Raw genomic sequence first — 21,409 nt, 5'->3', positions numbered from 1 at the left:
GTATGGATCTCTTTTTCATGTATCTTCCCATTTTTCTCTTGGTTTTTGTCAGAATGAGTGCTTTTATCATTTCCGCCCCTTTTTTCTCCATTAAAGGTGTGCCGAATCAGTTTAAAATTGCCCTTGCTTTTATCATGGCCTTGATCAGCTTTCAATACTTGCCTGTTCAAGCTCAGATTCCAATGGATTTGACCTTTGTGCTGTACGTCATCAAAGAAGCACTCGTGGGAGTCATCCTTGGGTACATATGTGAAATGATGTTTATCGCGGTACAGGTAGCTGGCGGGCTGATGGATATGCAAATGGGACTTGCAATGGCAAACGTGATCGACCCACGAACGGGCGCCTATATTCCGGTAACGGGTAACTTTAAAAATATTTTGGCCGTGTTATATTTTTTTAGCATCAATGGACACCATATGCTGATTCGCGGGATTATGAGCAGCTACCAGGCGATCCCTGTCGATCGGATGTGGGCGGCTTTTGGCAGTGAGAATGCAATGATGACTGCTGTAAAAGTGTTTCAAAATATGTTTTTAAGCGCTTTTATGATGGCAGCCCCGATCGTGGTGGCGTTGTTTCTCGTAGATATATCTCTTGGTATTATCGCCAAATCCGTCCCGCAGTTTAATATTTTTGTTGTCGGTTTGCCACTGAAATTGTTAGCGAGCTTCTTGTTACTCATTGTGGTGATGCCCGCATTCCTATTGACCTTGAATGGATTGTTTGAAAATATGTTCCGGGCACTCGCAGAAATGATGAAATCGCTCGGAGGCTTACCATGAAGCGTATGATGTTTACATATCCTGTTGATCTCCAGTACTTCAGTGGAGAGAAGACAGAAAAAGCGACACCGAAGAAGAAGCAGGATGCACGAAAAAAAGGACAAGTTGCAAAGAGCCAGGATTTGTCCGCTAGTATTGCGTTGACCGCTTTCTTTTTTTTGCTCATGATGCTCGGTTCTTCCATGCTCGGAACATTTCAAAACCTGATGCGGGAATCACTGATCACCTATACGAGCTGGCAAGTAAACGAAGAGAATCTGAGACTAATGGTCATACAGATTGCTTTTGAAGCGGTCAAAATCGTAGGTCCCATCTTGGGCTTGTCATTTCTGGTCGCTTTTGCAGTCAACTACATGCAGGTTGGCTGGCATGTAAGTGCGGAACCGCTGCAAATGAAGTTGGAAAAGCTGGATCCGATAAAAGGAGCCAAGCGAATTTTTTCCTTGCGCTCACTGGTGGAGCTGTTCAAGTCTTTATTAAAAATCAGTGCCGGAATTTATGTAGCTTATACCATCTTATGGAATACAAAAGAACAGGTTGTACAGCTTTCATTGAAATCCCTCGGAAACGTCCTCTCGTTTACGGCGGGGGAGGTAGCCAAGCTAGGAATATACCTCGGGTTGCTCTTGTTTATCTTGGCAGTCCTGGACTACGCATACCAGCGTTATGAACATGAAAAGAACTTGCGGATGTCAAAGCAAGATCTAAAGGATGAGCACAAGCAGGCGGAAGGGGATCCGTTGATTAAAGGGAAGATTCGTGAACGGCAGAGAAGCATGGCCATTAGGCGCATGATGCAAGAACTGCCCAAAGCCGATGTGATCATTACGAACCCGACTCACTTTGCCGTAGCCATCCGGTATGATGCCAGTGCAATGAGTGCTCCCACGGTGGTGGCCAAAGGACAAGACTATCTTGCTTTAAAAATAAGAGAGGTGGCCAAAAAGCACCGTATCGTTACCATGGAAAACAAGCCCTTGGCCCGGGCTCTCTATAGTCAAGTTGATATCGGACAACAAATTCCCGAAGAGTTGTTTAAAGCGGTCGCGGAAGTTCTCGCGTACGTCTACAAGTTGCAAGGGAAAGTGAAATAAGAGAAAGGAGGATAATCAGTGGGATTCAAATTCAAGGAATTAGGCACGATCCTATTCGTCATAAGCATTGTGGTCATGATGGTAATCCCACTCCCTTCGGAGCTGCTCGACTTATTGTTGATTCTTAACATCTCCCTTGCATTGACCATTTTGCTCGTATCCATGTATACAAAGGAAACGTTGGAGTTTTCCATTTTCCCAACAGTCTTGCTCATTACGACACTCTTTCGCCTTGCACTGAACGTTTCTACGACGCGTAACATTTTATCGCATGGGGAAGGTGGAAAAGTAATTGAAACCTTCGGAAGCTTTGTGGTAGGAGGCAATCAAGTCGTTGGTTTCGTTGTGTTTCTGATTTTGATCATCATTCAGTTCATTGTTATTACGAAAGGTTCCGAACGCGTGGCGGAGGTAGCAGCACGCTTTACGCTCGATGCCATGCCGGGGAAACAGATGAGTATTGATGCAGACCTCAATGCGGGAATGATCACAGAGGCAGACGCAAGGGCACGACGCAAGAAGATCGAAAACGAAGCAGACTTTTACGGAGCAATGGATGGTGCCAGTAAATTCGTAAAAGGGGACGCTATCGCAGGAATCATCATTTTTATCATTAATATCTTGGGCGGTTTTATCATTGGGATGCTCGTCCATGGTTTCAGCTTTGCAGAGTCAGCTTCCCGATTTACCACGATGTCTGTAGGGGATGCGCTGGTTAGCCAGATTCCTGCCCTGTTGATCTCGACAGCTGCAGGTATCATCGTTACTCGCTCGACGTCCGGGGAAGGCCTCGGAGAAGATATCGCTAGACAAATGTTCAGCTTCCCACGTCTTCTGTACATTGTTTCTGGTTGCATGCTGTTGTTAGGTCTGTTTACACCAATCGGAATACTTCCGGTTGCACCCGTATCTGGGATCATGGCCTTTGCAGCATGGAAACTCGATAAAAAACAAAAAATCGAAATTCAAGAATCAGCAGACAAAGTGGAAGAGCAGCAAATTGAGGAAGTACGCAGTCCAGAAAGTGTCGTAAATCTCCTGCAGGTTGATCCGATTGAATTTGAATTCGGATATGGCTTAATCCCACTCGCGGATGTCAAACAAGGTGGAGACCTGCTTGACCGTGTCATCATGATTCGACGACAAATCGCTTTGGAGATGGGGATAGTGGTTCCGGTCATTCGGATTCGCGACAATATTCAGCTCAGACCGAATGAATACATGATCAAAATCAAGGGCAATCAGGTGGCAAAAGGCGAAATTATGCTGGATCATTATCTGGCGATGAGCCCGGGAATTGAAGACGATTCAATCATTGGGATTGAAACCGTTGAACCTGCGTTTGGATTGCCTGCTTTATGGGTAACAGAAGAGAATAAGGAGATTGCAGAGCTCTCCGGTTACACTGTGGTCGATCCACCGTCTGTCGTTGCTACTCACCTGACAGAGATTATCAAGCGACATGCGCATGAGCTCTTGGGCCGTCAGGAAACACGAGCACTCATCGACAACGTAAGAGAAACCGCACCAGTTTTGGTAGACGAACTGATTCCTTCCTCGCTCTCGATTGGCGATGTACAAAAGGTATTGCAAAAATTGCTGCGCGAAAAAGTATCTGTCCGCAATCTCCAAGTCATTCTCGAAGCATTGGCGGATCATGCGCTCTATACAAAAGATACGGACGTGCTGACAGAGTATGTGAGACAAGCAATGTCGCGCCAAATTACGCTGCAATTCACAGAGCCTGGCCAGCCACTACGCGTGCTTACAGCAGGAGCAGGTTTGGAAAAAGCGATTTCCGAGCGCGTCGAGCAATCTGAACAGGGAAGCTATCTGGCCATGGACCCAGAAACGTCCCAGCGAATCTTCCAAATCATGTCGACAGAAGTCGGGAAAATGATTAATTCGGGGCAGCAGCCTATCATTCTTTCATCACCGGCTATTCGCATGTATTTACGGCAATTGCTTGACCGGATGATGCCAGACGTTCCCGTTTTGTCGTACAGCGAGTTGGAACCACATGTTGAAGTGCAAAGCGTAGGGATGGTGAACATTTCGTGAGAGTAAAACGTTACATAGTCGATACGATGCCAGAAGCGATGGAAAAAATCAGGGGTGACTTGGGAATGGATGCTGTCATTTTGAACTCCAAACCGATCAAATCTGGTGGATTCTTCGGGATGTTTAGCAAACAACAAATCGAAGTGATTGCTGCAGTAGATGAAAAGTCATCCCAAGGCGAGGACCGAAGCTTAGTGGCAGCGGATCGACAAAAGGACGTTTCCACGAGACAGCAGACGGGTACGTATACGGCCCAGCAAGCTTATCGCAAAATAGCAGCTCCACGACCTGCAGCAGAAAAGTCCATGCTGGCTTTAAAAGAGAAAGAGCCCATCCCACATGCAGCCTCTCCTTCTTACGTGAATCAAGCGCCGATTGAAGAGACAGCAGCGGCGAGTGAACAGTCGAACAGTCCCATGCGGATTGCAACGGTCGTTTCGAACGAAGGGGAGGAGCAACATCCGGGCCGAAGCGACGTGCTTGCAAGTGAGGTACGGGATATGAGGAAAATGTTTCAAAAATTGTTGGTTAATGATTTGAGCGAGCAGCTACCAAAGGCGATTCAAGCGGTTCGGAAGCGACTTTTGGATCAGGAAGTAACAGAAGAGCTTACTGCGGAAATCCTACGCAAACTCATGGACAAAACCAATGGGGGCATCGAATGGAAGGAAGAAGAAGCTTTTCTCGCATGCCGTCAGATCATTTCAGCAATGGTGAAACCTCATTTAGAAGCATCCGGAAAGTTGGACCGAAATGTACAGTATGCGTTCTTTTTTGGTCCAACAGGGGTGGGAAAAACCACAACGATCGCCAAGTTGGCAGCGAACAGCATGCTGAAAGAAAAGCGGAAAATTGGGTTCATCACGGCGGATACGTATCGTATGGCTGCGGTTGAGCAACTGAAGACATATGCGAACATTTTAAACGTTCCAATGGAAGTAGTCTTTTCTCCAAAGGAAATGATGCTGGCGATGGAACGATTAAGTGACTGCGATCTGATTTTTGTGGATACAGCCGGACGTAATTTCCGCAATGATGAATATGTTCAAGGCATTCGAGAGCTTGTCGGACATGGGACAAGCAGCGTGAATTACCTGGTACTTAGTCTCAGCTCCAAGTATAACGATATGAAGGCGATTATCGAAAATTTCTCAGAGGTCCCCGTGAAGCAAGTCATTTTTACCAAAGCAGATGAAACCAACAGCTTCGGGGCGATGCTAAATGTGTGCCAATTGACAAATCTCGACCTCTCCTATATCACGACCGGACAAAATGTGCCAGATGATATCGTTGTCGCTACCTCAGAACTGGTGACAGCGATGATTATGGGAGAGTAAGGGCATGCGAGACCAAGCAGAAAGACTACGAGAACGAATGCAGCAAAAGACAGCGGAACGTCCAACGAGGCTAGTCACGGTTACCAGCGGAAAAGGCGGAGTAGGAAAATCAAATATCAGTCTCAATTTTGGTCTTGGTCTGAACGAAATGGGACATAAAGCAGTCCTGTTTGATGTGGACCTCGGCCTAGCCAATTTGGACGTTTTGATGGGGATCACACCCCAAAAGCATTTATTCCATTTGTTGGAACCGAATACGACGGTTTGGGATATTATCGAAAAAGGACCAGGCGGGTTGGAGTTTATTGCTGGAGGATCAGGATTTACGCAGATCATGCAGTTGGATGATGAAAAGCTGGACCGTTTGTTTACCAAGCTGAATCCGCTGCAAGGCTATGCGGATACGATCATTTTTGATACAGGAGCAGGTCTTTCCAAAGAGTCGATTCGGTTTATGCTCTCCTCCGATGAAGTGATTCTGGTCACGACGCCCGAGCCGCCAGCTATTACGGATGCGTACGCGGTGATCAAAATGCTGCATTCCCGAAACCCAGCCATCACGATCCGATTGGTGATAAACCGGGTTACCTCTGAGCGCGAGGGAAAAATGACTGCGGATAAACTGGCAATGGTAGCCAAACGTTTTTTGAATATGGACATACACTCGCTCGGGTATGTTTCAGATGATCCACATGTATCCAAGGCAGTGAAACAGCAGCGTCCTTTTCTCCTTACATATCCGCAAGCGCAAGCCTCTCGGAGCATTCGTAATCTGGTTGGCCGATATTTGGAGAATCCAACCACTACAATTATGCAGGCGAATGGCCTAAAAGGATTTCTTGCGAAGCTGAAAAACTTCATTCAATAAGGCAACAAGTGTAAGAAGGGAGCGACATTCGATTGAGTAAAATTCGAGTTCTGGTCACGGACGACTCTGCATTCATGCGTAAAGTTATTTCAGATATTTTAACAAGTGATTCCGAGATCGAGGTTATTGATCGAGCAAAGAACGGTCTCGAATGCATTGAAAAATGCAAAGAGCTTAGCCCGGATGTCCTTACGCTAGATATTGAAATGCCGGTCATGAACGGCCTGGACGCTTTGGAAAAGCTGATGCAAGACGCTCCTCTACCTGTCGTCATGCTAAGCAGTTTAACCAGAGAGGGTGCGGACGCAACCATTCAAGCGCTGGAGCTCGGGGCTTTTGATTTCGTGACCAAGCCCTCTGGTCCCATATCACTCGACATCCATAAGGTTGGAGATCGTCTGATTGAACGGGTAAAAGCTGCCGCATCAGCAAGAGGAAGATTCCGCAGAAAAGGTATTACAAGTGCAGTCAAGCCTGTAATTTCAAATCCTGCAGCTATCCCGCAAGCACCGCGACCTGTCGTGCCGATCGTACCGACCTTTGCACGTTCAATAGGTGGTACAAAATCAAGGCTCGTCGTATTGGGGACTTCTACAGGGGGACCAAAAGCATTGCAGACCGTTTTGACGCAGCTGCCAGCCGATTTCCCGGCTCCGATCGCAATCGTACAACACATGCCGGCTGGATTTACCAAATCGCTCGCGCAACGGTTGGACTCCTTGTCGCAGATCAGAGTTACTGAAGTGACGCACGGGGAGATTCTAGAACCGGGGACGGCTTACATAGCGCCTGGCGGTCATCACTTTGAGGTGCACCAGGTGAATGGTAGATTACAGGCTCAATTACATCAGCAGGAGCCTCGAGGTGGCCACAGACCATCGGTAGACGTTCTATTTGAATCTGTCAGTCGATTGACAAATGTAGACAAATGGGCAATCATCATGACAGGCATGGGAAATGATGGGACAAAAGGTCTGAAAATGATGAAAGAAGTTGGACCTGTTGCGAGTCTTATCGAAGATGAATCGAGTTGTGTTGTGTTCGGCATGCCCCGCGCTGCCATTCAAGCGGGCCTGGCAGATCATATAGCTCCATTAGAAAAGATTCCAGAGGTATTGTGCAAGATCTTGCACTGATTTTGGGAGGTGGATCACCTATGGATATGAATCAGTATTTGGACATGTTTATTGAAGAATCAAAAGAACATTTGCAGGCGATTAATGCCAATTTGCTCTTGCTTGAAAATGATCCAGGTAACATCGTGCATGTGAAAGAGATCTTTCGCTCCGCTCATACATTAAAAGGAATGTCGGCAACAATGGGGTATGAAGACATGGCGAGTCTGACACATGAAGCGGAAAATGTACTGGACCTCATTCGCAATCAAAAATTGAACATCAACAGTGATATTATGGATGTCATTTTCCAAAGCATTGACTTGATTGAGGGTATGGTGATTGACATCACAGAAGGTGGAGATGGATCTGCAGACGTTTCCATGCCAGTAAAAAAGCTGCGAGCGATTGTGGCAGGGGACTTCTCCGCCGAGCAAGAAATCGCTGTAGCGGTAGCAGCTGTGGAAGAGGCCCCAGCGTCAGAAGAAGCGGGACAACACGCTGAGCAATTTGATTTGGATGATTATGCGCTCATGGTCATGAAACAGTCCAAGGAGCTCGGCCATAATCTAGTGTGGATCAAAGTAACACTGAGCGAAAACTGCTTGTTAAAGGCAGCGAGATCGTATATGGTTTTTGATCAGCTTGAGTCAATGGGGGAAGTGATCAAAACCAAGCCTTCCGTGGAAGATATCGAAAATGAACGCTTTGAACAATCGTTCGAAATCGCCTACGTTACGATGCAATCAATTGACAAGGTGCGCAATACAATTCTTAACATTTCAGAGATTCAGGAAGTTACCATTGACCCGATTCAAATAAAGGAAAATGTTCAGCAAGTGCCAGACGTACAAGAGTCTGCTGCAGCTGCTCCCCCTCAAGTAGCGCAGGAGACACAGCAAGCCGCTGTTCGTCGTCCGGGAGCTGGTGGAAAAACGATTCGCGTTGATATTGATCGCCTAGATATCCTCATGAACCTGTTTAGTGAGCTGGTTATTGACCGTGGACGTCTGGAGCAGCTCGCTCGTGAGATCGGCAAAAGTGAACTGCAAGAAACAGTAGAACACATGAGCCGGATCAGCGGTGATTTACAAAGTATCATTTTGACCATGCGAATGGTTCCGGTCGAGCAAGTATTCAATCGCTTTCCACGGATGATTCGAGACTTGCAAAAAGACTTGAACAAAAAGGTGAACTTGGAGATTTACGGAGCGGAAACAGAGCTGGATCGTACTGTCATTGACGAAATTGGCGATCCGCTCAACCACTTGTTGCGCAATTCCCTTGATCACGGCATTGAGTCACCTGCAGATCGGAAAAAAGCTGGAAAGCCGGAAGAAGGCACGATTGAGCTGCGGGCGTTCCATAGTGGGAACCATGTCTTTATTGAAATAAAAGATGATGGTGCTGGAATTAACAAGGATAAAGTGCTAAAGAAGGCGCTTGAACGAGGCATTGTCAATCAAGCAACTGCAGATACCATGAGTGACAAGCAAATTCATGAGCTATTGTTTGCAGCAGGCTTCAGTACAGCTGATGTGATTTCCGACATTTCTGGTCGGGGTGTCGGATTGGATGTTGTCAAATCCAAAATCGAATCGCTCGGCGGTAGCGTAGCTGTAGATTCTGTTCGTGGACAAGGCACAACCTTCCTGATTCAGCTTCCGCTTACACTCTCTATCATCTCTGCAATGCTGGTTCAAGTACAGGACGAGAAGTACGCAGTGCCACTCAGCTCCATTATCGAAACAGCCGTGTTTAAGAAGGATCAGATCATGATGGCTCACCGCCAGAAAGTGATTGACTTCAGAGGTCGTGTGGTACCACTGGTATCTCTTCAGGATATTTTCCAGGTTCCGAGTAATGGGAACCAAAAAGATGACGAGGTAGCGGTGGTTATCGTTCGAAAAGGAGAAAAAATGGCCGGCCTTGTAGTAGATTCTTTTATTGGCCAACAGGAAATCGTCCTGAAATCTTTCGGCAAGTATCTAGTCAATGTATTTGCGATCTCTGGGGCTACGATTCTTGGCGATGGACAAGTTGCACTCATCATTGACTGCAATGCATTGATTAAGTAGAGGAGGGGCAGTCAAATGCTCGATCAAAAAGAAATCGTCAGCGAAGTCAAAGTGATAGTCTTCCGATTGAAGGATGAAGAGTACGGGGTAGAAGTACATCAAGTAAAGTCCATCGAAAAGCTAGAACATATCACCAGAGTTCCGCGCACACCCAAGTTTGTAAAAGGGGTTATCAATCTGCGCGGCGTGGTCACTCCGATTATCGACCTGCGCAATCGGTTTGGTTTGGAAGATAGTGATTACTCCGAGGCAACCCGTATCATTATTGTTGCGGTCGGCGAATTGGAGGTTGGCTTGATTGTGGATGCAGCCAACGATGTTATTGACATTCCTGTGAATGCGATTGAACCTCCTCCAGAGGTAGTTGGTGGCGTAGAAGCGGCTTATTTACGTGGGGTGGCAAAACTGGATAAGCGTTTGTTGATCCTGTTGAACCTCGATAAAGTTTTGAGCACAGAGGAAATCAAGCAGTTGGACGCACTTGAGGGGTAAGAAGATGGCCTATTTCACGAAGTTTGGGGATTTCCAATTTGACGTATTGCGCGAAATCGGGAATATCGGTGCGGGTCATGCCGCTACAGCTCTCTCCAAGCTCATGCAAAAAGAAATTGATATGAAAGTGCCACAGGTCAGTATCATCCCGTTCGATGAAGTAGCTGATTGCGTAGGTGGAGCGGAAACCGTCGTGGTTACCGTATTTCTCCGGGTAGAAGGGGATAGCCCAGGAAGTATGTTCTTTATTCTGGACCTGGACTCCGCCAAACACCTGCTGCTGCAAATAACGGGTATTGACAAGGATGTGTACGAGTGGGGAGATTTAGAGGTCTCGGCTCTGCATGAGATTGGAAACATTTTGACCGGATCATATCTCTCATCTTTAGCGGATCTAACGAAGCTTAACCTACAGCCCTCGGTACCTGCACTGGCTGTGGATATGGCTGGTGCCATTCTTAGTTATGGATTAATTGAGTTGGGTCAAGCGGGTGACTTTGCCCTCACGATTGACACAGCCTTTTTCGAAGGTAACGAGCAAGTGAAGGGGAATTTCTTCCTAATACCAGATCCAGAATCGCTGCCCATTCTATTTCGATCACTAGGAGTTCCGTTCGATGGAGATTATTAAGATTGGTATGGCCGATCTCGGTGTGGCAAAGCCTCCGGGTCGGCTGCGTACCACCGGTTTAGGCTCATGCGTAGGGGTCGTACTCTACGATCAAATCCATAAAATTGCAGGCATGGCTCATGTGATGCTACCGGAATCCTCTCTGGCAAAGAGTGGGGAATTGACGGTAGGAAAATATGCGGATACCGCGATTCCACATCTCATCCAATTGATGGAGCGGGCTGGCGCATCGACACGTCATATCGTAGCAAAGCTGGCCGGAGGGGCCCAAATGTTTGCTTTTCTCGGAAATAACGACACGATGCGGATTGGACCAAGAAACGTGGAAGCATGCAAAATGGCTTTGAAGGATGCTCATATCAAGATTGTGGCCGAAGATACAGGGGGTAACTGCGGTCGGACCATAGAACTGGACGCCACTAATGGAGTGCTTCAAATCCGGACAGTAAATCAAGGTGTGAAGGAAGTATAGGTATGCTGGGAACTATTTGGATTAATTCAGGCTTGGGACTGCTCGCCTTTGTCGTAACGCTTGCTGCGGCATGGGCGGGGAATGTTTGGCTCGTTTCGTTAGAGAGGGCTGGCATTGCTTTTGTATTGTTTTTCCTCGCGGCTTTTCCCATTCGTTGGGTGATTGCCAAAATCGCACATACAGCCGCAAGACCCGTGAGTGAAGCGGGGGAAACCGTGCCAGAGGAGGTAGGGACTCCTTTGGAGGATCCTCAAGCGGAGTCGGGGACGGAAGAGCAGGATGAATCATTTGCTCCACTTTCCTTGTCCAATATGAAGAGGATTCATCCGATTGAGGATCCCACCACCGTTGCAAAAGGTCGTTAGACGCTTATCAGATGAGTAAAGGTTGGTGACGAATCGTGGCACGGCTAACAAGTCAAGAGAAAACAAAAGAATTCGATAAATGGGTCATGTGGAAACAAGAGGGCAGTCGCGAAGCGGAAGTCGATTTGATCACACGCTTTTTACCGCTGGTTGACAAGGTAGCGAATCGTTTAGCAATTAACCTGCCTGCAAACGTGGACAAGGATGACTTGATTAGCTACGGCCGTTTTGGACTCTTAGATGCATTAGCCAAGTTTGACCATACCCGGGGTCTGCAATTTGAAACGTATGCCATGTGGCGCATTCGTGGAGCGATGATTGACGGTCTGCGTGAAAATGACTGGATTCCGCGTACTGTACGGGACAAGGCCAAAAAAATCGAGGAAGCGTATACCACATTGGAACAGCAAATGCTTCGCATGCCAACTGATCGGGAAGTATCGGAGTATCTCGGGATAAGTGAAAAAGATCTGCAACAAGTGTTTTTGGAAACTTCCCTTGCATCCATGGTTTCCATTGATGAAGCAGTAGGTGAGGAAGATGAGCAAAAGACAGCGCGGCATTCTTATATTGTTGATGATGTAACACCACGTCCTGAAACAGTTGCAGAGGTAACGAGTTTAAAGGAAGTATTGGTTACTGTTATTGATAAGCTCCCAGAAAAAGAAAGACTAGTCGTATCGCTGTTCTATTTCGAAGAGATGACTTTATCGGAAATCGCTGAAATCATGAGCCTGTCGCCATCACGTATTTCTCAACTGCATTCCAAGGCTCTTTTCCGACTACGTTCTGCGTTGTCCAGATGGAAGACGCAACTGATGTAAGTACGACAATACCCAATCTTGAGAGGGGTGGAATGATGGAAGAGATCGGTATTTATCGCTTTGAGGTAAAACTATCTGCGGACAAACTAGAAGCAGGGATTCTTTTGCGAGTCGATGAAAAGGATCTGGGTAAGATTGTAGTTCTCGAAAGTGACGTGTATCAAGCGCTCGAGATGCATAAGGTAAACCATGGAATTATCGATGAAGTTGTTCGAGAGCTATGTACGGCGCCTGCGAAATTTGCCAATGCGTTTGTAACGATTGCCACCGGTACTCCCCCCACTGTAGGGACGGATGGGTATATGGAGTATCCATATTTGGAGACTGTAGGGGAAGACAGTGGTCCAAGGGAACTGGAAGACGGGCGAGTGGATTTTTATAACGTGACCAATATCCCGAACGTTGCGAAAGGACAGTTGCTGGCTAAAAAGGTTCCGGCGGGCCAAGGTCAACCAGGGAAAACAGTTACCGGAGAGCCCATCGCTCCCAAAGCCAGCAAGGAAGCCATTTTTAAGCCTGGAAAAAATGTAGTGCAAAATCAAGAGAGAACCATGATTTATGCAGCTATTGATGGGCAGGTTTCCTTTACTGAAAAGGACAAGATGAATGTTTTCCCCGTTTTTGAAGTGAACGGGGACGTCGATTTTGGTGTTGGCAATATTGATTTTGTGGGAACGGTGGTCATTCGCGGGAACGTTTTGAATGGATTTCGCGTAAAAGCGTCTGGGGATATCCGAGTGCTCGGGAGTGTTGAAGGAGCAGAACTGGACGCCGGGGGATCAATCGAGATTAAAAGCGGGATAGTCGCTCAGGATAAAGGCTCCATTATTGCAGGGCAAAACATCCGTACTTCCTTTATTCAAAATGCCAATGTGACGGCAGGAAATCAAGTGATTGTCTCACAAAGTATTATGTTTTCAACCGTTCGTGCAGGGAAGCAGATTATTTGCAAAGGCGCAAAAGGAATTATTATCGGTGGTGTGTTACAAGCGGGCGAGAAAATCGCTGCACGTATTATTGGAAACACGAGTGCAACTCCGACCCTACTTGAAGTCGGGGTCAAACCAGAATTGAGACAAGAACTGGCATCTCTGCAAAAAGAGCTACAAGACGTGTACGAAAATTTGCGCAAAACCGATCAAGGGTTAGGCGTTCTTAATCAAATCCTTCAAGTAACGGGTGAACTGCCGGCTGATAAGCGAGTGATGCAAATCAAACTGACCAACACCAGATTGGTGCTGGAGAAAGAAAGCCGGGCACTCGAGTCCCGTAAAAAAGAGGTTGAAGCCGAATTGGTAGGCGAAGGTCCTGCTGCTGTAGACGCCTATCACGTCATGTATCCCGGCATCAAAATGACGTTTGGCAAGCTCGTGCATTTTATCAAGCATGAGTACGCGCGGACTCGCTTCATGGTGATTGACGGAGAGATCACTAGCACAACCCTCCTTTGATGTGTAGCATTCTAGTAATAGAATTGTGGGGAAGAGAGGTGTGGGCTGATGAGCTTGAAAACGGTTGAACTGCAGGTTGCCTTGCCGCGAACGCTAGAAGTCACGCGGGTACAAGAGCAACAACAACAGCGCACGATGCATGAGCAACAGTCGATGATTGATCAGCGCAGAGATTTGGATAAGCATATGCGAAAGCGCCCACACGATGTGGATCAGACGCAGAAAAATCAGATTCGCGAGCGGGAGCAAAAAAATAGCAAGGACGGTTTCGAGCAATCGGCCTTATCTAATGAAGAGAAAGAAAACTCTTCGGGTGAGAATGCATCGCCAACCGTCGCGATGAGAGATCCCATGCGCGGACGTTTTATTGATATATCCCTGTAAAAAGGATAGGAAAAGATAAGCCAGAAATAAAGGTGAACAACATGGACGTAGTGTACCCCATCCTGATCGGAGCAGGAATCATTAGCATGATACTTGCCTTTTTTATCCAGAGGAAGGCACCTGCAGATTCCGATTCTGCAAATTTGACATATCGCAAAACAGACAAGGCAGAGATGGAAAAAAGCATCCAAAAGATAAGCAGACAGCTAAAAGAGGAGAACGACCAGCTGTCTGCTGAGTTTCACGAGACACGATCTGCACTGCTGCAGGAAGTGAAGCTTTTGCGTACACGTGTTGAACAACTCGAGAAACAAACGAAAGATAAAGAACAAGTGGTCGACAATCCGAACAAAACGGTGGCTACTTTGCCCAGTGAATCTGTCGCCGAGGTAGATATGCTTGCCCTCAGAGAACGCTACCGTCGGGCCTTTGAGCTTTCAAAAGAGGGGCTTTCCCATGACGAAATCGCAAAAAGGCTGGGGGCAGGTCGCGGGGAGATTGAACTGATCTTCTCGCTCGCGGCGAAGAATGAAAGAGGGCAGAGAGATGCGTAAAAAAGAACTTTTGTTCGGTTTTGGTGCCGGTCTGCTTGTCGCGACTTCACTATTAGGTGGACTTGATTTACGGCAAACCGAATCTCGACCAATGACCACCAAGGAACAAATCAAGAAGTCGGCTGAAGAAATGCAGATGGTTGTCCTCACACCAAAGGAGTACGAGCAGTGGCAACAAGAAAAGAAAGTAAATCTAAAGCCTCCGCCGTCCGTCCCGAAAGCGCCGCAAACGCCTTCTGTAGGGCAAACCTCTGCGCCGCAGGCAAAAACTCCGCAAGCGCCCCAAGTGGAGAAAACAGCACAACCTGAAGCACTCTTTGCAGATGATCATCTGGCGGCATCAAAACAGCCAGCACCCCAATCGGTCAATGGAACAGAGTCACCAACACAGGCGCTGACGCCAACAGCGCCTGTAGTAGAGGTACCTGTGGCCCAAAAAACTGTTTCATTTACAGTACCGTATAAGGCAACCGCAGAAGAGGTGGCCCGTATTCTCGTGGAGGAAGGGATCCTTCCTGCTGACAATAAGTTTGTCGATCAATTACGCTCTCAAAACAAGCTGAATCGCATCCGGGTAGGTACTTACCAGGTCAGTGACTCCGCTTCAGAGGCAGAGATTGCGAAATTAATTACAACCCCGCCGAAGAAGTAAGGCGGATTTTTTTGCAAAAATAATGGAATTCGTTTGTTGCAATTGAAAGTACCGTATGATATATTCATTTACGGTGTTGAAATCACACGCCCACCAATTCCAGCAATGGTGCTACCAATGGTAGAATTGCTTGGAACATGCGGTGAGGCGGAGGTAGGCATCAAAAAAACCATTCTTGAAGGAGGTGTGAAATATGGCAGTAATTTCGATGAAACAGCTGCTCGAAGCTGGTGTACACTTCGGTCACCAAACTCGTCGCTGGAACCCGAAAATGGCTCGCTATATCTTCACCGAACGTAACGGAATCTATATTATCGACCTGCAAAAAACCGTTAAAAAAGTAGAGGAAGCGTACAACTTCGTACGTGAACTCGCTCAGGATGGCGGTAAAGTGCTTTTCGTAGGTACGAAGAAACAAGCACAAGAATCCGTTAAAGAAGAAGCTGAACGTACAGGTCACTACTTCATCAACCAACGTTGGTTGGGTGGTACCTTGACTAACTTCACTACCATCAAAAAACGTACATCCCGCTTGGCTGAGCTGAAGCGTATGGAACAAGATGGTACTTTCGAAGTATTGCCGAAGAAAGAAGTAATCGTTCTTCGCAAAGAAATGGATCGCCTGGAGAAATTCCTCGGCGGTATCGCTCACATGGATAAGCTGCCGGACGCACTGTTCGTCATCGACCCTCGTAAAGAGCGCATCGCTGTTGCAGAAGCTCGCAAACTGGGTATCCCAATCGTTGCTATTGTAGATACTAACTGCGATCCAGACGAGATCGATTATGTAATCCCAGGTAACGACGATGCAATTCGTGCAGTTAAGCTGCTGACTGCAAAAATGGCAGATGCACTGCAAGAAGGCAACCAAGGTACAGAGCAACAAACCACAACAACTGCGTAAGCAAGTGTAAGAGGGTGGACTGAGGGTGTCAGAACCCCCGTCCACCCTTTTTTACTGAGAATAACCTTCCCGCTGCATGGCGGATGAATAAAGGTTTTCTTAACAGGTGGCTTCGATTTACATTATAATGAGATCGTAACTTTCCGAGGAGGTTTAACTCAATGGCAATTAGTGCACAAGCGGTTAAAGAACTGCGTGAGCGTACAGGCGCAGGAATGATGGATTGCAAACGCGCGCTGGAAGAAACTGGCGGAGACATGGAAAAAGCAATTGACTTGCTCCGTGAACGCGGTATTGCAAAGGCAGCGAAAAAATCTGGCCGTATTGCGGCTGAAGGTCTGACAGCAACTGCAATCGCTGGTAACGTAGCAGCAGTTGTAGAAGTAAACTGCGAGACAGATTTCGTTGCGAAAAACCCTGAGTTCCAAACACTCGTAAAAGATATCGCTGAGCACGTTGTTTCCCAGCGTCCTGCAACTGTAGAGGAAGCTTTGGAGCAGCCATTCAAAGGTGCTGGTGAAAATCTTGCTCATGTCATCAACGAGAAAATCTCCACAATCGGAGAAAACATCTCCTTCCGTCGTTTCGCTCTTTCCGAGAAAACAGATGCTGGTGTGTTCGGTGCTTACCTGCACATGGGTGGAAGAATCGGTGTTCTCGTAACTTTGGAAGGCACTCAAGACGAGGCATTGGCAAAAGATCTGGGTATGCACGCAGCAGCGTCCAACCCACGCTTTGCTAACCGTGAAGAAGTTTCTGCTGATGAGATCGAGCGTGAGCGCGAAGTTCTGAAAAACCAAGCGTTGGCAGAAGGCAAGCCTGCAAACATCGTTGAAAAAATGGTGGAAGGCCGTCTCTCCAAATTCTTCGAAGAATACGTACTGGTTGAGCAACCATTCGTAAAAGACCCAGACAAGAAAGTATCTGCTCTGTTGAAAGAGGCAGGTGCAAGCTTGAAAGAATTCGCTCGCTTCCAAGTTGGCGAAGGGATCGAGAAGAAACAAGAAGACTTCGCTGCTGAAGTAATGGCGCAAGTAAATAAGCAATAATAAGGGGCAATAGGGAACACCTTAAGTGTTCCCTATTTTCAAAGTGAGAGTTTCACACCATGTGAAACTCTCTGCATGTAAAAAGCAAGTGTGCCATTTGAAGGTCAGAAGGAAGAAAGACAAGGCACAGAGAATGATTCATGAATGGAGGCCGTTTCACATGCCACTTCCTGCCTATAAACGGGTTGTGTTAAAGTTGAGTGGGGAAGCACTGGCGGGGGACCTCGGGTACGGTATTGACCCGAAAGTGATTTTTTCCGTCGCGAACCAGATCAAGGAAATCGTAGAGTTGGGAGTACAAGTCGCAGTAGTCGTCGGAGGAGGTAATATCTGGCGCGGACTTTCCGGCAGCTCCAAAGGAATGGATCGGGCAACAGCCGATTACATGGGTATGCTGGCAACGATTATGAACTCACTCGCCTTGCAGGATGGGTTGGAAAAAGTGAACGTCCCGACTCGTGTTCAAACTTCGATTGAGATGAGACAGGTGGCGGAACCATACATACGCCGTAGGGCGATTCGTCATTTGGAAAAAATGCGTGTCGTTATTTTCGCTGCAGGTACAGGGAACCCTTACTTCTCTACAGATACAACAGCAGCACTGCGTGCGGCTGAGATCGAAGCAGAAGTCATCCTGATGGCGAAAAATAAAGTGGATGGAGTTTATTCCGCAGATCCAAGCCTCGATCCGAATGCAGAGAAGTATGACCAGCTGACTTTCCTGGAAGTACTGAACAAAGGTCTGGGTGTCATGGATTCAACGGCATCAAGCTTGTGCATGGACAACAGTATTCCTTTGATCGTCTTTAACATTTCCGAAGAAGGCAATATTCGCCGGGCAGTAATGGGCGACAAAATCGGTACTCTGGTAAAGGGGGAATAAAAATGCCACAATCCGTGCTAAAAGACATGGAAGATCGTATGAATAAAGCGATCGCTACTTTGAAAAAAGACCTATCCAGCTTGCGTGCTGGTCGTGCCAATCCAGCCATGCTGGATCGTGTAATGGTTGATTACTACGGTACACCAACGCCAATTAGCCAGCTAGCTAACATCAGCGTTCCTGAACCACGTATGCTGATCATTCAACCATGGGACAAAACAGCACTGAAAGAGATTGACCGTGCGCTGCAGCAATCTGATCTGGGTATTTCACCTTCCAATGATGGTGTCGTCATTCGTTTGGTGATTCCGCCACTGACAGAAGAGCGCCGCAAAGATTTGGTGAAACTTGCCGGCAAAAGCGGTGAGGATAGCAAAGTTGCGATTCGCAATATACGTCGCGATGCAAATGACGATATTAAAAAATTGGAAAAGGCCGCAACCATTTCTGAAGATGAGTCTCGTCGTCATCAAGAAAGCATCCAAAAAACAACGGATAAGTTTATTGCCGATGTGGATAAGATCGTTAAGGATAAAGAAAAAGACATCTTGGAAGTGTAACACAAGGTTATCCCCCTCAAAGGAGGGGGATGTACGTCTATATCTCTCATTACGGGGGAACACTTTATGTTAGAACATCTGGCGCGCAAATGGGCCCGCAAAGAAAAGCAACCAATACCAGACGAATTGGATCGTTCCGGAAAAATACCGCAACACGTAGCGGTGATTATGGATGGTAACGGTCGTTGGGCCAGTATGCGCAATTTACCCCGGGTCGCCGGGCATCGAGCAGGAATGAAAACGGTGAAGGACGTCGTCAAGGTGGCTGACGAACTAGGTGTACGCTATGTAACCATGTACGCTTTCTCTACCGAAAATTGGAAGCGACCACGGGACGAAGTGGATTTTCTCATGAAGCTTCCGCAGGAATTTCTGTCGACAGAATTAAAAGAATTAATTGAACGCAACGTTCGTATTCGCATGCTGGGTAGCAAAGACGAATTGCCGTCCCATACGTTGAAAGCCTTATTGGAAGCTGAAGAGCGTACCCGAGATAATACTGGTCTGCAATTGAATTTTGCCTTGAATTACGGAGGGCGAGACGAAATCGTGAAAGCATTTTCTATGATTGCGTCTCAAGTGAAAGCGGGCGAACTCGACCCTACGAACGTAAATGAGGAAGTAATTTCCCGCTACCTGTATACAAGCGATATTCCCGACCCTGACCTCTTGATACGCACTAGTGGAGAAATTCGCTTAAGCAACTTTATGCTATGGCAATTGGCCTACACGGAATTGTGGTTTACGGATGTACTATGGCCTGATTTTACCCGTGAACACTTTTATCAAGCGATTGTGGAGTACCAAGGCCGAGCTCGTCGCTACGGGGCGGTATAGCCGAGAGGTGGAATCAGTTGAAGCAACGGATAATAACTGGCCTGATTGGTGGGGCGGGTTTTCTTTTCTTTATTTATGCGGGAGGAGCCTGGTACTCACTATTGGTTTTTTTACTGGCCGTCATTGGCCATTTTGAATTTATGAGGATGGCTGGTCTTCAGCCATTTAATGCGGCGGGGATTCTTGGATACGTTTTGATGGTGAGCATTTTATGGCCTTCCCTGACGTTTTCCAGTTGGCTGAACATCGGTATGCCGGATCTGATGTTGCCAGTGATCCTACTCTTGTTGATTTACTCCGTTTTACGGAAAAATCAGTTTCACATTGAACACATCGCCCTTACATTGCTGGGGGCGTTATACATAGGCTACGGTTTTACGTATATGGCCGCTGCCCGCAACCTTCCGGACGGATTCATGCTCACAGTTCTAGTCATCCTGGCGATCTGGTCTACAGATTCTGGTGCCTATTTTGTCGGCAAAGCGATTGGCAAACGAAAGCTTTGGCCTGAAATTAGTCCGAATAAGACGATTGAGGGTTCACTTGGCGGTTTGCTGGCTGCTGTTATCGTCGTTCTTGGAGTGAATGCCTGGCTTGGCAATCTGACGATGACAGAGGCGCTAACGATTGGTCTGGTTGTAGGGACTGTAGGCCAGTTGGGAGATTTGGTGGAGTCAGCGCTCAAACGTCACTTTCACGTTAAAGATTCTGGACAGCTCATTCCTGGACATGGGGGAGTGCTGGATCGTTTTGACAGTTTTTTACTTGTCTTTCCGGTTTTACATCTGCTAGGTATCGTCTGAAACCTGTTGCATATAGAAGAGATATAGAGGGTGAAGTCAGTGAAACGAATAGCACTCTTGGGTTCTACAGGTTCGGTCGGAGCAAGCACACTTGAAGTGGTCGAACAACATCCGCAAGAGTTTTCCGTAGTGGCGATGGCTGCTGGAACGAATGTGGACTTGCTCGCCAAACAAGTTGTGAAGTTTGGGCCCGAGCTTGTCTCAGTAGGGAATGAGGAGGCAGCATTTGCACTGAGAGAACGTCTGGGGAGTCAGGTAAAGCCAGAGATTGTCTATGGCTCAGAAGGGCTCGAGCAGGTCGCCCGACATGAAGCGGCTAATTTTGTAATGACCGCGGTCGTTGGCAGTGTTGGGGTCGCCCCTACACTGGCAGCCATCGAAGCAGGCAAAACAATTGGACTGGCTAACAAAGAAACGTTGGTTAGTGCAGGGCCAGTTGTCATGAAAAAGGCGAGGGAAAAAGGGGTACAAATTATACCTGTGGACAGCGAGCATTCTGCCGTTTTTCAATGTCTTCAAGGGGAACGGCGACAAGATGTCGCGCGGATTATTTTGACTGCTTCGGGAGGGTCATTTCGCCACTTGAGCCGAGAAGATCTAAAGCAAGTGACTGTCGCAGAGGCATTGGCTCACCCCAATTGGACTATGGGTGCGAAAATCACGATTGATTCAGCAACCATGATGAACAAAGGCTTTGAAGTAATCGAGGCACACTGGTTGTTTGAACTGCCGTACGAGAGAATTGACTGCTTGCTTCATTATGAAAGCATCATCCACTCTATGGTAGAATATAAAGATAGAGCGGTCGTGGCACAGCTCGGGACACCTGACATGAAGGTTCCTATCCAGTATGCAATGAGTTATCCAGGGAGAATGTCGCTCACAACAGAACCGCTCGATCTGGTCAAGATGGGCTCACTTCACTTCGCTGCCATGGATTTTGACCGGTATCCTCTGCTACAATTGGCCTATGAGTGTGGAAAAGCAGGTGGGACTTACACGGCTGTTCTGAATGCAGCCAATGAAATAGCAGTGGATAGATTTTTGAAAGGCTCAATTGGGTTTCTTGACATTGAAACGATGGTCCGCAAAACTTGTGAAGCCCATCAGGGTATTCAAAATCCCACACTGGAGGAGATTTTTGCCGCAGATCAGTGGGCACGCTCGCAAGCGCTCGTATTCCAATAGAGGGTACGGGCCTTAGATACTT

General features: G+C 47.2%; 23 protein-coding genes. All 23 read left to right on the top strand.

All coding sequences use genetic code 11. The annotated features are described in order from the left end of the window. The first annotated feature begins 2 nt into the window (after positions 1–2). The 23 genes from fliR (at position 3) to ACIFQN_RS18770 (ending at position 21,387) form a co-directional block, all read left to right on the top strand. Positions 3–785, top strand: coding sequence for a flagellar biosynthetic protein FliR (gene fliR / locus ACIFQN_RS18880; RefSeq protein WP_429834567.1), 783 nt, complete (start codon positions 3–5; stop codon positions 783–785). After that, the gene (gene flhB / locus ACIFQN_RS18875; protein WP_429834566.1) at positions 782–1,879 is read left to right on the top strand and encodes a flagellar biosynthesis protein FlhB; all 1,098 of its coding nucleotides are present in this window, start codon (positions 782–784) and stop codon (positions 1,877–1,879) included. The genes fliR and flhB overlap by 4 nt, the downstream gene beginning before the upstream one ends. 18 nt (positions 1,880–1,897) lie before the next feature. Beyond that, positions 1,898–3,940, top strand: a complete 2,043-nt coding sequence (gene flhA, locus ACIFQN_RS18870) for a flagellar biosynthesis protein FlhA (protein WP_429834565.1) — start codon at positions 1,898–1,900, stop codon at positions 3,938–3,940. Continuing rightward, complete coding sequence (flhF, locus tag ACIFQN_RS18865; protein ID WP_429834564.1) at positions 3,937–5,277, top strand: flagellar biosynthesis protein FlhF; 1,341 nt, start codon at positions 3,937–3,939, stop codon at positions 5,275–5,277. The genes flhA and flhF overlap by 4 nt, the downstream gene beginning before the upstream one ends. Before the next feature lie 4 nt (positions 5,278–5,281). Beyond that, complete coding sequence (locus ACIFQN_RS18860) at positions 5,282–6,145, top strand: MinD/ParA family protein (RefSeq protein WP_429834563.1); 864 nt, start codon at positions 5,282–5,284, stop codon at positions 6,143–6,145. 32 nt (positions 6,146–6,177) lie between these two features. Beyond that, positions 6,178–7,281, top strand: a complete 1,104-nt coding sequence (locus ACIFQN_RS18855) for a protein-glutamate methylesterase/protein-glutamine glutaminase (protein WP_429834562.1) — start codon at positions 6,178–6,180, stop codon at positions 7,279–7,281. A gap of 20 nt (positions 7,282–7,301) precedes the next feature. Then, positions 7,302–9,338: a chemotaxis protein CheW gene (locus ACIFQN_RS18850; protein ID WP_429834561.1), complete on the top strand. Its 2,037-nt coding sequence runs from the start codon at positions 7,302–7,304 to the stop codon at positions 9,336–9,338. Between the two features lie 15 nt (positions 9,339–9,353). Next, positions 9,354–9,830, top strand: a complete 477-nt coding sequence (locus ACIFQN_RS18845) for a chemotaxis protein CheW (protein WP_429834560.1) — start codon at positions 9,354–9,356, stop codon at positions 9,828–9,830. A gap of 4 nt (positions 9,831–9,834) precedes the next feature. Beyond that, positions 9,835–10,461, top strand: coding sequence for a chemotaxis protein CheC (locus tag ACIFQN_RS18840; RefSeq protein WP_429834559.1), 627 nt, complete (start codon positions 9,835–9,837; stop codon positions 10,459–10,461). After that, on the top strand, positions 10,448–10,933 hold the full coding sequence (locus tag ACIFQN_RS18835; protein WP_429834558.1) for a chemotaxis protein CheD: 486 nt from the start codon (positions 10,448–10,450) through the stop codon (positions 10,931–10,933). The genes ACIFQN_RS18840 and ACIFQN_RS18835 overlap by 14 nt, the downstream gene beginning before the upstream one ends. A 2-nt stretch (positions 10,934–10,935) precedes the next feature. Next, positions 10,936–11,298 carry a hypothetical protein gene (locus ACIFQN_RS18830; protein WP_429834557.1) on the top strand — a complete coding sequence of 121 codons (363 nt, stop codon included), beginning with the start codon at positions 10,936–10,938 and terminating at the stop codon, positions 11,296–11,298. A gap of 35 nt (positions 11,299–11,333) precedes the next feature. Next, entirely contained in the window at positions 11,334–12,122 is a 789-nt protein-coding gene (locus ACIFQN_RS18825) for a FliA/WhiG family RNA polymerase sigma factor (RefSeq protein ID WP_429834556.1), read from the top strand. A gap of 32 nt (positions 12,123–12,154) precedes the next feature. Further along, positions 12,155–13,573, top strand: coding sequence for a DUF342 domain-containing protein (locus ACIFQN_RS18820; protein WP_429834555.1), 1,419 nt, complete (start codon positions 12,155–12,157; stop codon positions 13,571–13,573). Positions 13,574–13,621: 48 nt separating this feature from the next. Next, complete coding sequence (locus ACIFQN_RS18815) at positions 13,622–13,957, top strand: hypothetical protein (protein ID WP_429834554.1); 336 nt, start codon at positions 13,622–13,624, stop codon at positions 13,955–13,957. A 41-nt stretch (positions 13,958–13,998) separates the two neighbouring features. Beyond that, the gene (locus ACIFQN_RS18810; protein ID WP_429834553.1) at positions 13,999–14,511 is read left to right on the top strand and encodes a DUF6115 domain-containing protein; all 513 of its coding nucleotides are present in this window, start codon (positions 13,999–14,001) and stop codon (positions 14,509–14,511) included. Further along, entirely contained in the window at positions 14,504–15,163 is a 660-nt protein-coding gene (locus ACIFQN_RS18805; protein ID WP_429834552.1) for a DNA polymerase III subunit gamma/tau, read from the top strand. The genes ACIFQN_RS18810 and ACIFQN_RS18805 overlap by 8 nt, the downstream gene beginning before the upstream one ends. 193 nt (positions 15,164–15,356) lie before the next feature. Next, the gene (rpsB, locus tag ACIFQN_RS18800; RefSeq protein ID WP_429834551.1) at positions 15,357–16,067 is read left to right on the top strand and encodes a 30S ribosomal protein S2; all 711 of its coding nucleotides are present in this window, start codon (positions 15,357–15,359) and stop codon (positions 16,065–16,067) included. 161 nt (positions 16,068–16,228) lie between these two features. Beyond that, on the top strand, positions 16,229–17,116 hold the full coding sequence (gene tsf, locus ACIFQN_RS18795) for a translation elongation factor Ts (protein ID WP_429834550.1): 888 nt from the start codon (positions 16,229–16,231) through the stop codon (positions 17,114–17,116). Between the two features lie 160 nt (positions 17,117–17,276). Then, positions 17,277–17,999, top strand: coding sequence for a UMP kinase (gene pyrH / locus ACIFQN_RS18790; RefSeq protein ID WP_429834549.1), 723 nt, complete (start codon positions 17,277–17,279; stop codon positions 17,997–17,999). Between the two features lie 2 nt (positions 18,000–18,001). After that, positions 18,002–18,559 (top strand): ribosome recycling factor, encoded by a 558-nt coding sequence (gene frr / locus ACIFQN_RS18785; RefSeq protein ID WP_429834548.1) that lies wholly within the window; start codon positions 18,002–18,004, stop codon positions 18,557–18,559. Between the two features lie 66 nt (positions 18,560–18,625). Beyond that, positions 18,626–19,396, top strand: coding sequence for an isoprenyl transferase (locus tag ACIFQN_RS18780; protein ID WP_429834547.1), 771 nt, complete (start codon positions 18,626–18,628; stop codon positions 19,394–19,396). A 17-nt stretch (positions 19,397–19,413) separates the two neighbouring features. Beyond that, the gene (locus ACIFQN_RS18775; protein ID WP_429834546.1) at positions 19,414–20,199 is read left to right on the top strand and encodes a phosphatidate cytidylyltransferase; all 786 of its coding nucleotides are present in this window, start codon (positions 19,414–19,416) and stop codon (positions 20,197–20,199) included. 39 nt (positions 20,200–20,238) lie between these two features. After that, entirely contained in the window at positions 20,239–21,387 is a 1,149-nt protein-coding gene (locus ACIFQN_RS18770) for a 1-deoxy-D-xylulose-5-phosphate reductoisomerase (RefSeq protein ID WP_429834545.1), read from the top strand. The last annotated feature ends 22 nt before the right edge of the window (positions 21,388–21,409 follow it).

The organism is Brevibacillus sp. NRS-1366, from assembly GCF_050467985.1.
Note: the sequence above shows the minus strand (reverse complement) of the source record. Positions and strands in the feature narration are given on the sequence as shown.

Coding starts and splice junctions, on each gene's coding strand:
- ACIFQN_RS18840 (WP_429834559.1), top strand. CDS start 9,835: ATGGCCTATTTCACGAAGTTTGGGGATTTCCAATTTGACGTATTGCGC.
- ACIFQN_RS18860 (WP_429834563.1), top strand. CDS start 5,282: ATGCGAGACCAAGCAGAAAGACTACGAGAACGAATGCAGCAAAAGACA.
- tsf (WP_429834550.1), top strand. CDS start 16,229: ATGGCAATTAGTGCACAAGCGGTTAAAGAACTGCGTGAGCGTACAGGC.
- ACIFQN_RS18820 (WP_429834555.1), top strand. CDS start 12,155: ATGATGGAAGAGATCGGTATTTATCGCTTTGAGGTAAAACTATCTGCG.
- flhB (WP_429834566.1), top strand. CDS start 782: ATGAAGCGTATGATGTTTACATATCCTGTTGATCTCCAGTACTTCAGT.
- ACIFQN_RS18780 (WP_429834547.1), top strand. CDS start 18,626: ATGTTAGAACATCTGGCGCGCAAATGGGCCCGCAAAGAAAAGCAACCA.
- ACIFQN_RS18845 (WP_429834560.1), top strand. CDS start 9,354: ATGCTCGATCAAAAAGAAATCGTCAGCGAAGTCAAAGTGATAGTCTTC.
- ACIFQN_RS18815 (WP_429834554.1), top strand. CDS start 13,622: ATGAGCTTGAAAACGGTTGAACTGCAGGTTGCCTTGCCGCGAACGCTA.
- ACIFQN_RS18830 (WP_429834557.1), top strand. CDS start 10,936: ATGCTGGGAACTATTTGGATTAATTCAGGCTTGGGACTGCTCGCCTTT.
- ACIFQN_RS18835 (WP_429834558.1), top strand. CDS start 10,448: ATGGAGATTATTAAGATTGGTATGGCCGATCTCGGTGTGGCAAAGCCT.
- rpsB (WP_429834551.1), top strand. CDS start 15,357: ATGGCAGTAATTTCGATGAAACAGCTGCTCGAAGCTGGTGTACACTTC.
- fliR (WP_429834567.1), top strand. CDS start 3: ATGGATCTCTTTTTCATGTATCTTCCCATTTTTCTCTTGGTTTTTGTC.
- ACIFQN_RS18850 (WP_429834561.1), top strand. CDS start 7,302: ATGGATATGAATCAGTATTTGGACATGTTTATTGAAGAATCAAAAGAA.
- frr (WP_429834548.1), top strand. CDS start 18,002: ATGCCACAATCCGTGCTAAAAGACATGGAAGATCGTATGAATAAAGCG.
- pyrH (WP_429834549.1), top strand. CDS start 17,277: ATGCCACTTCCTGCCTATAAACGGGTTGTGTTAAAGTTGAGTGGGGAA.
- ACIFQN_RS18810 (WP_429834553.1), top strand. CDS start 13,999: ATGGACGTAGTGTACCCCATCCTGATCGGAGCAGGAATCATTAGCATG.
- ACIFQN_RS18805 (WP_429834552.1), top strand. CDS start 14,504: ATGCGTAAAAAAGAACTTTTGTTCGGTTTTGGTGCCGGTCTGCTTGTC.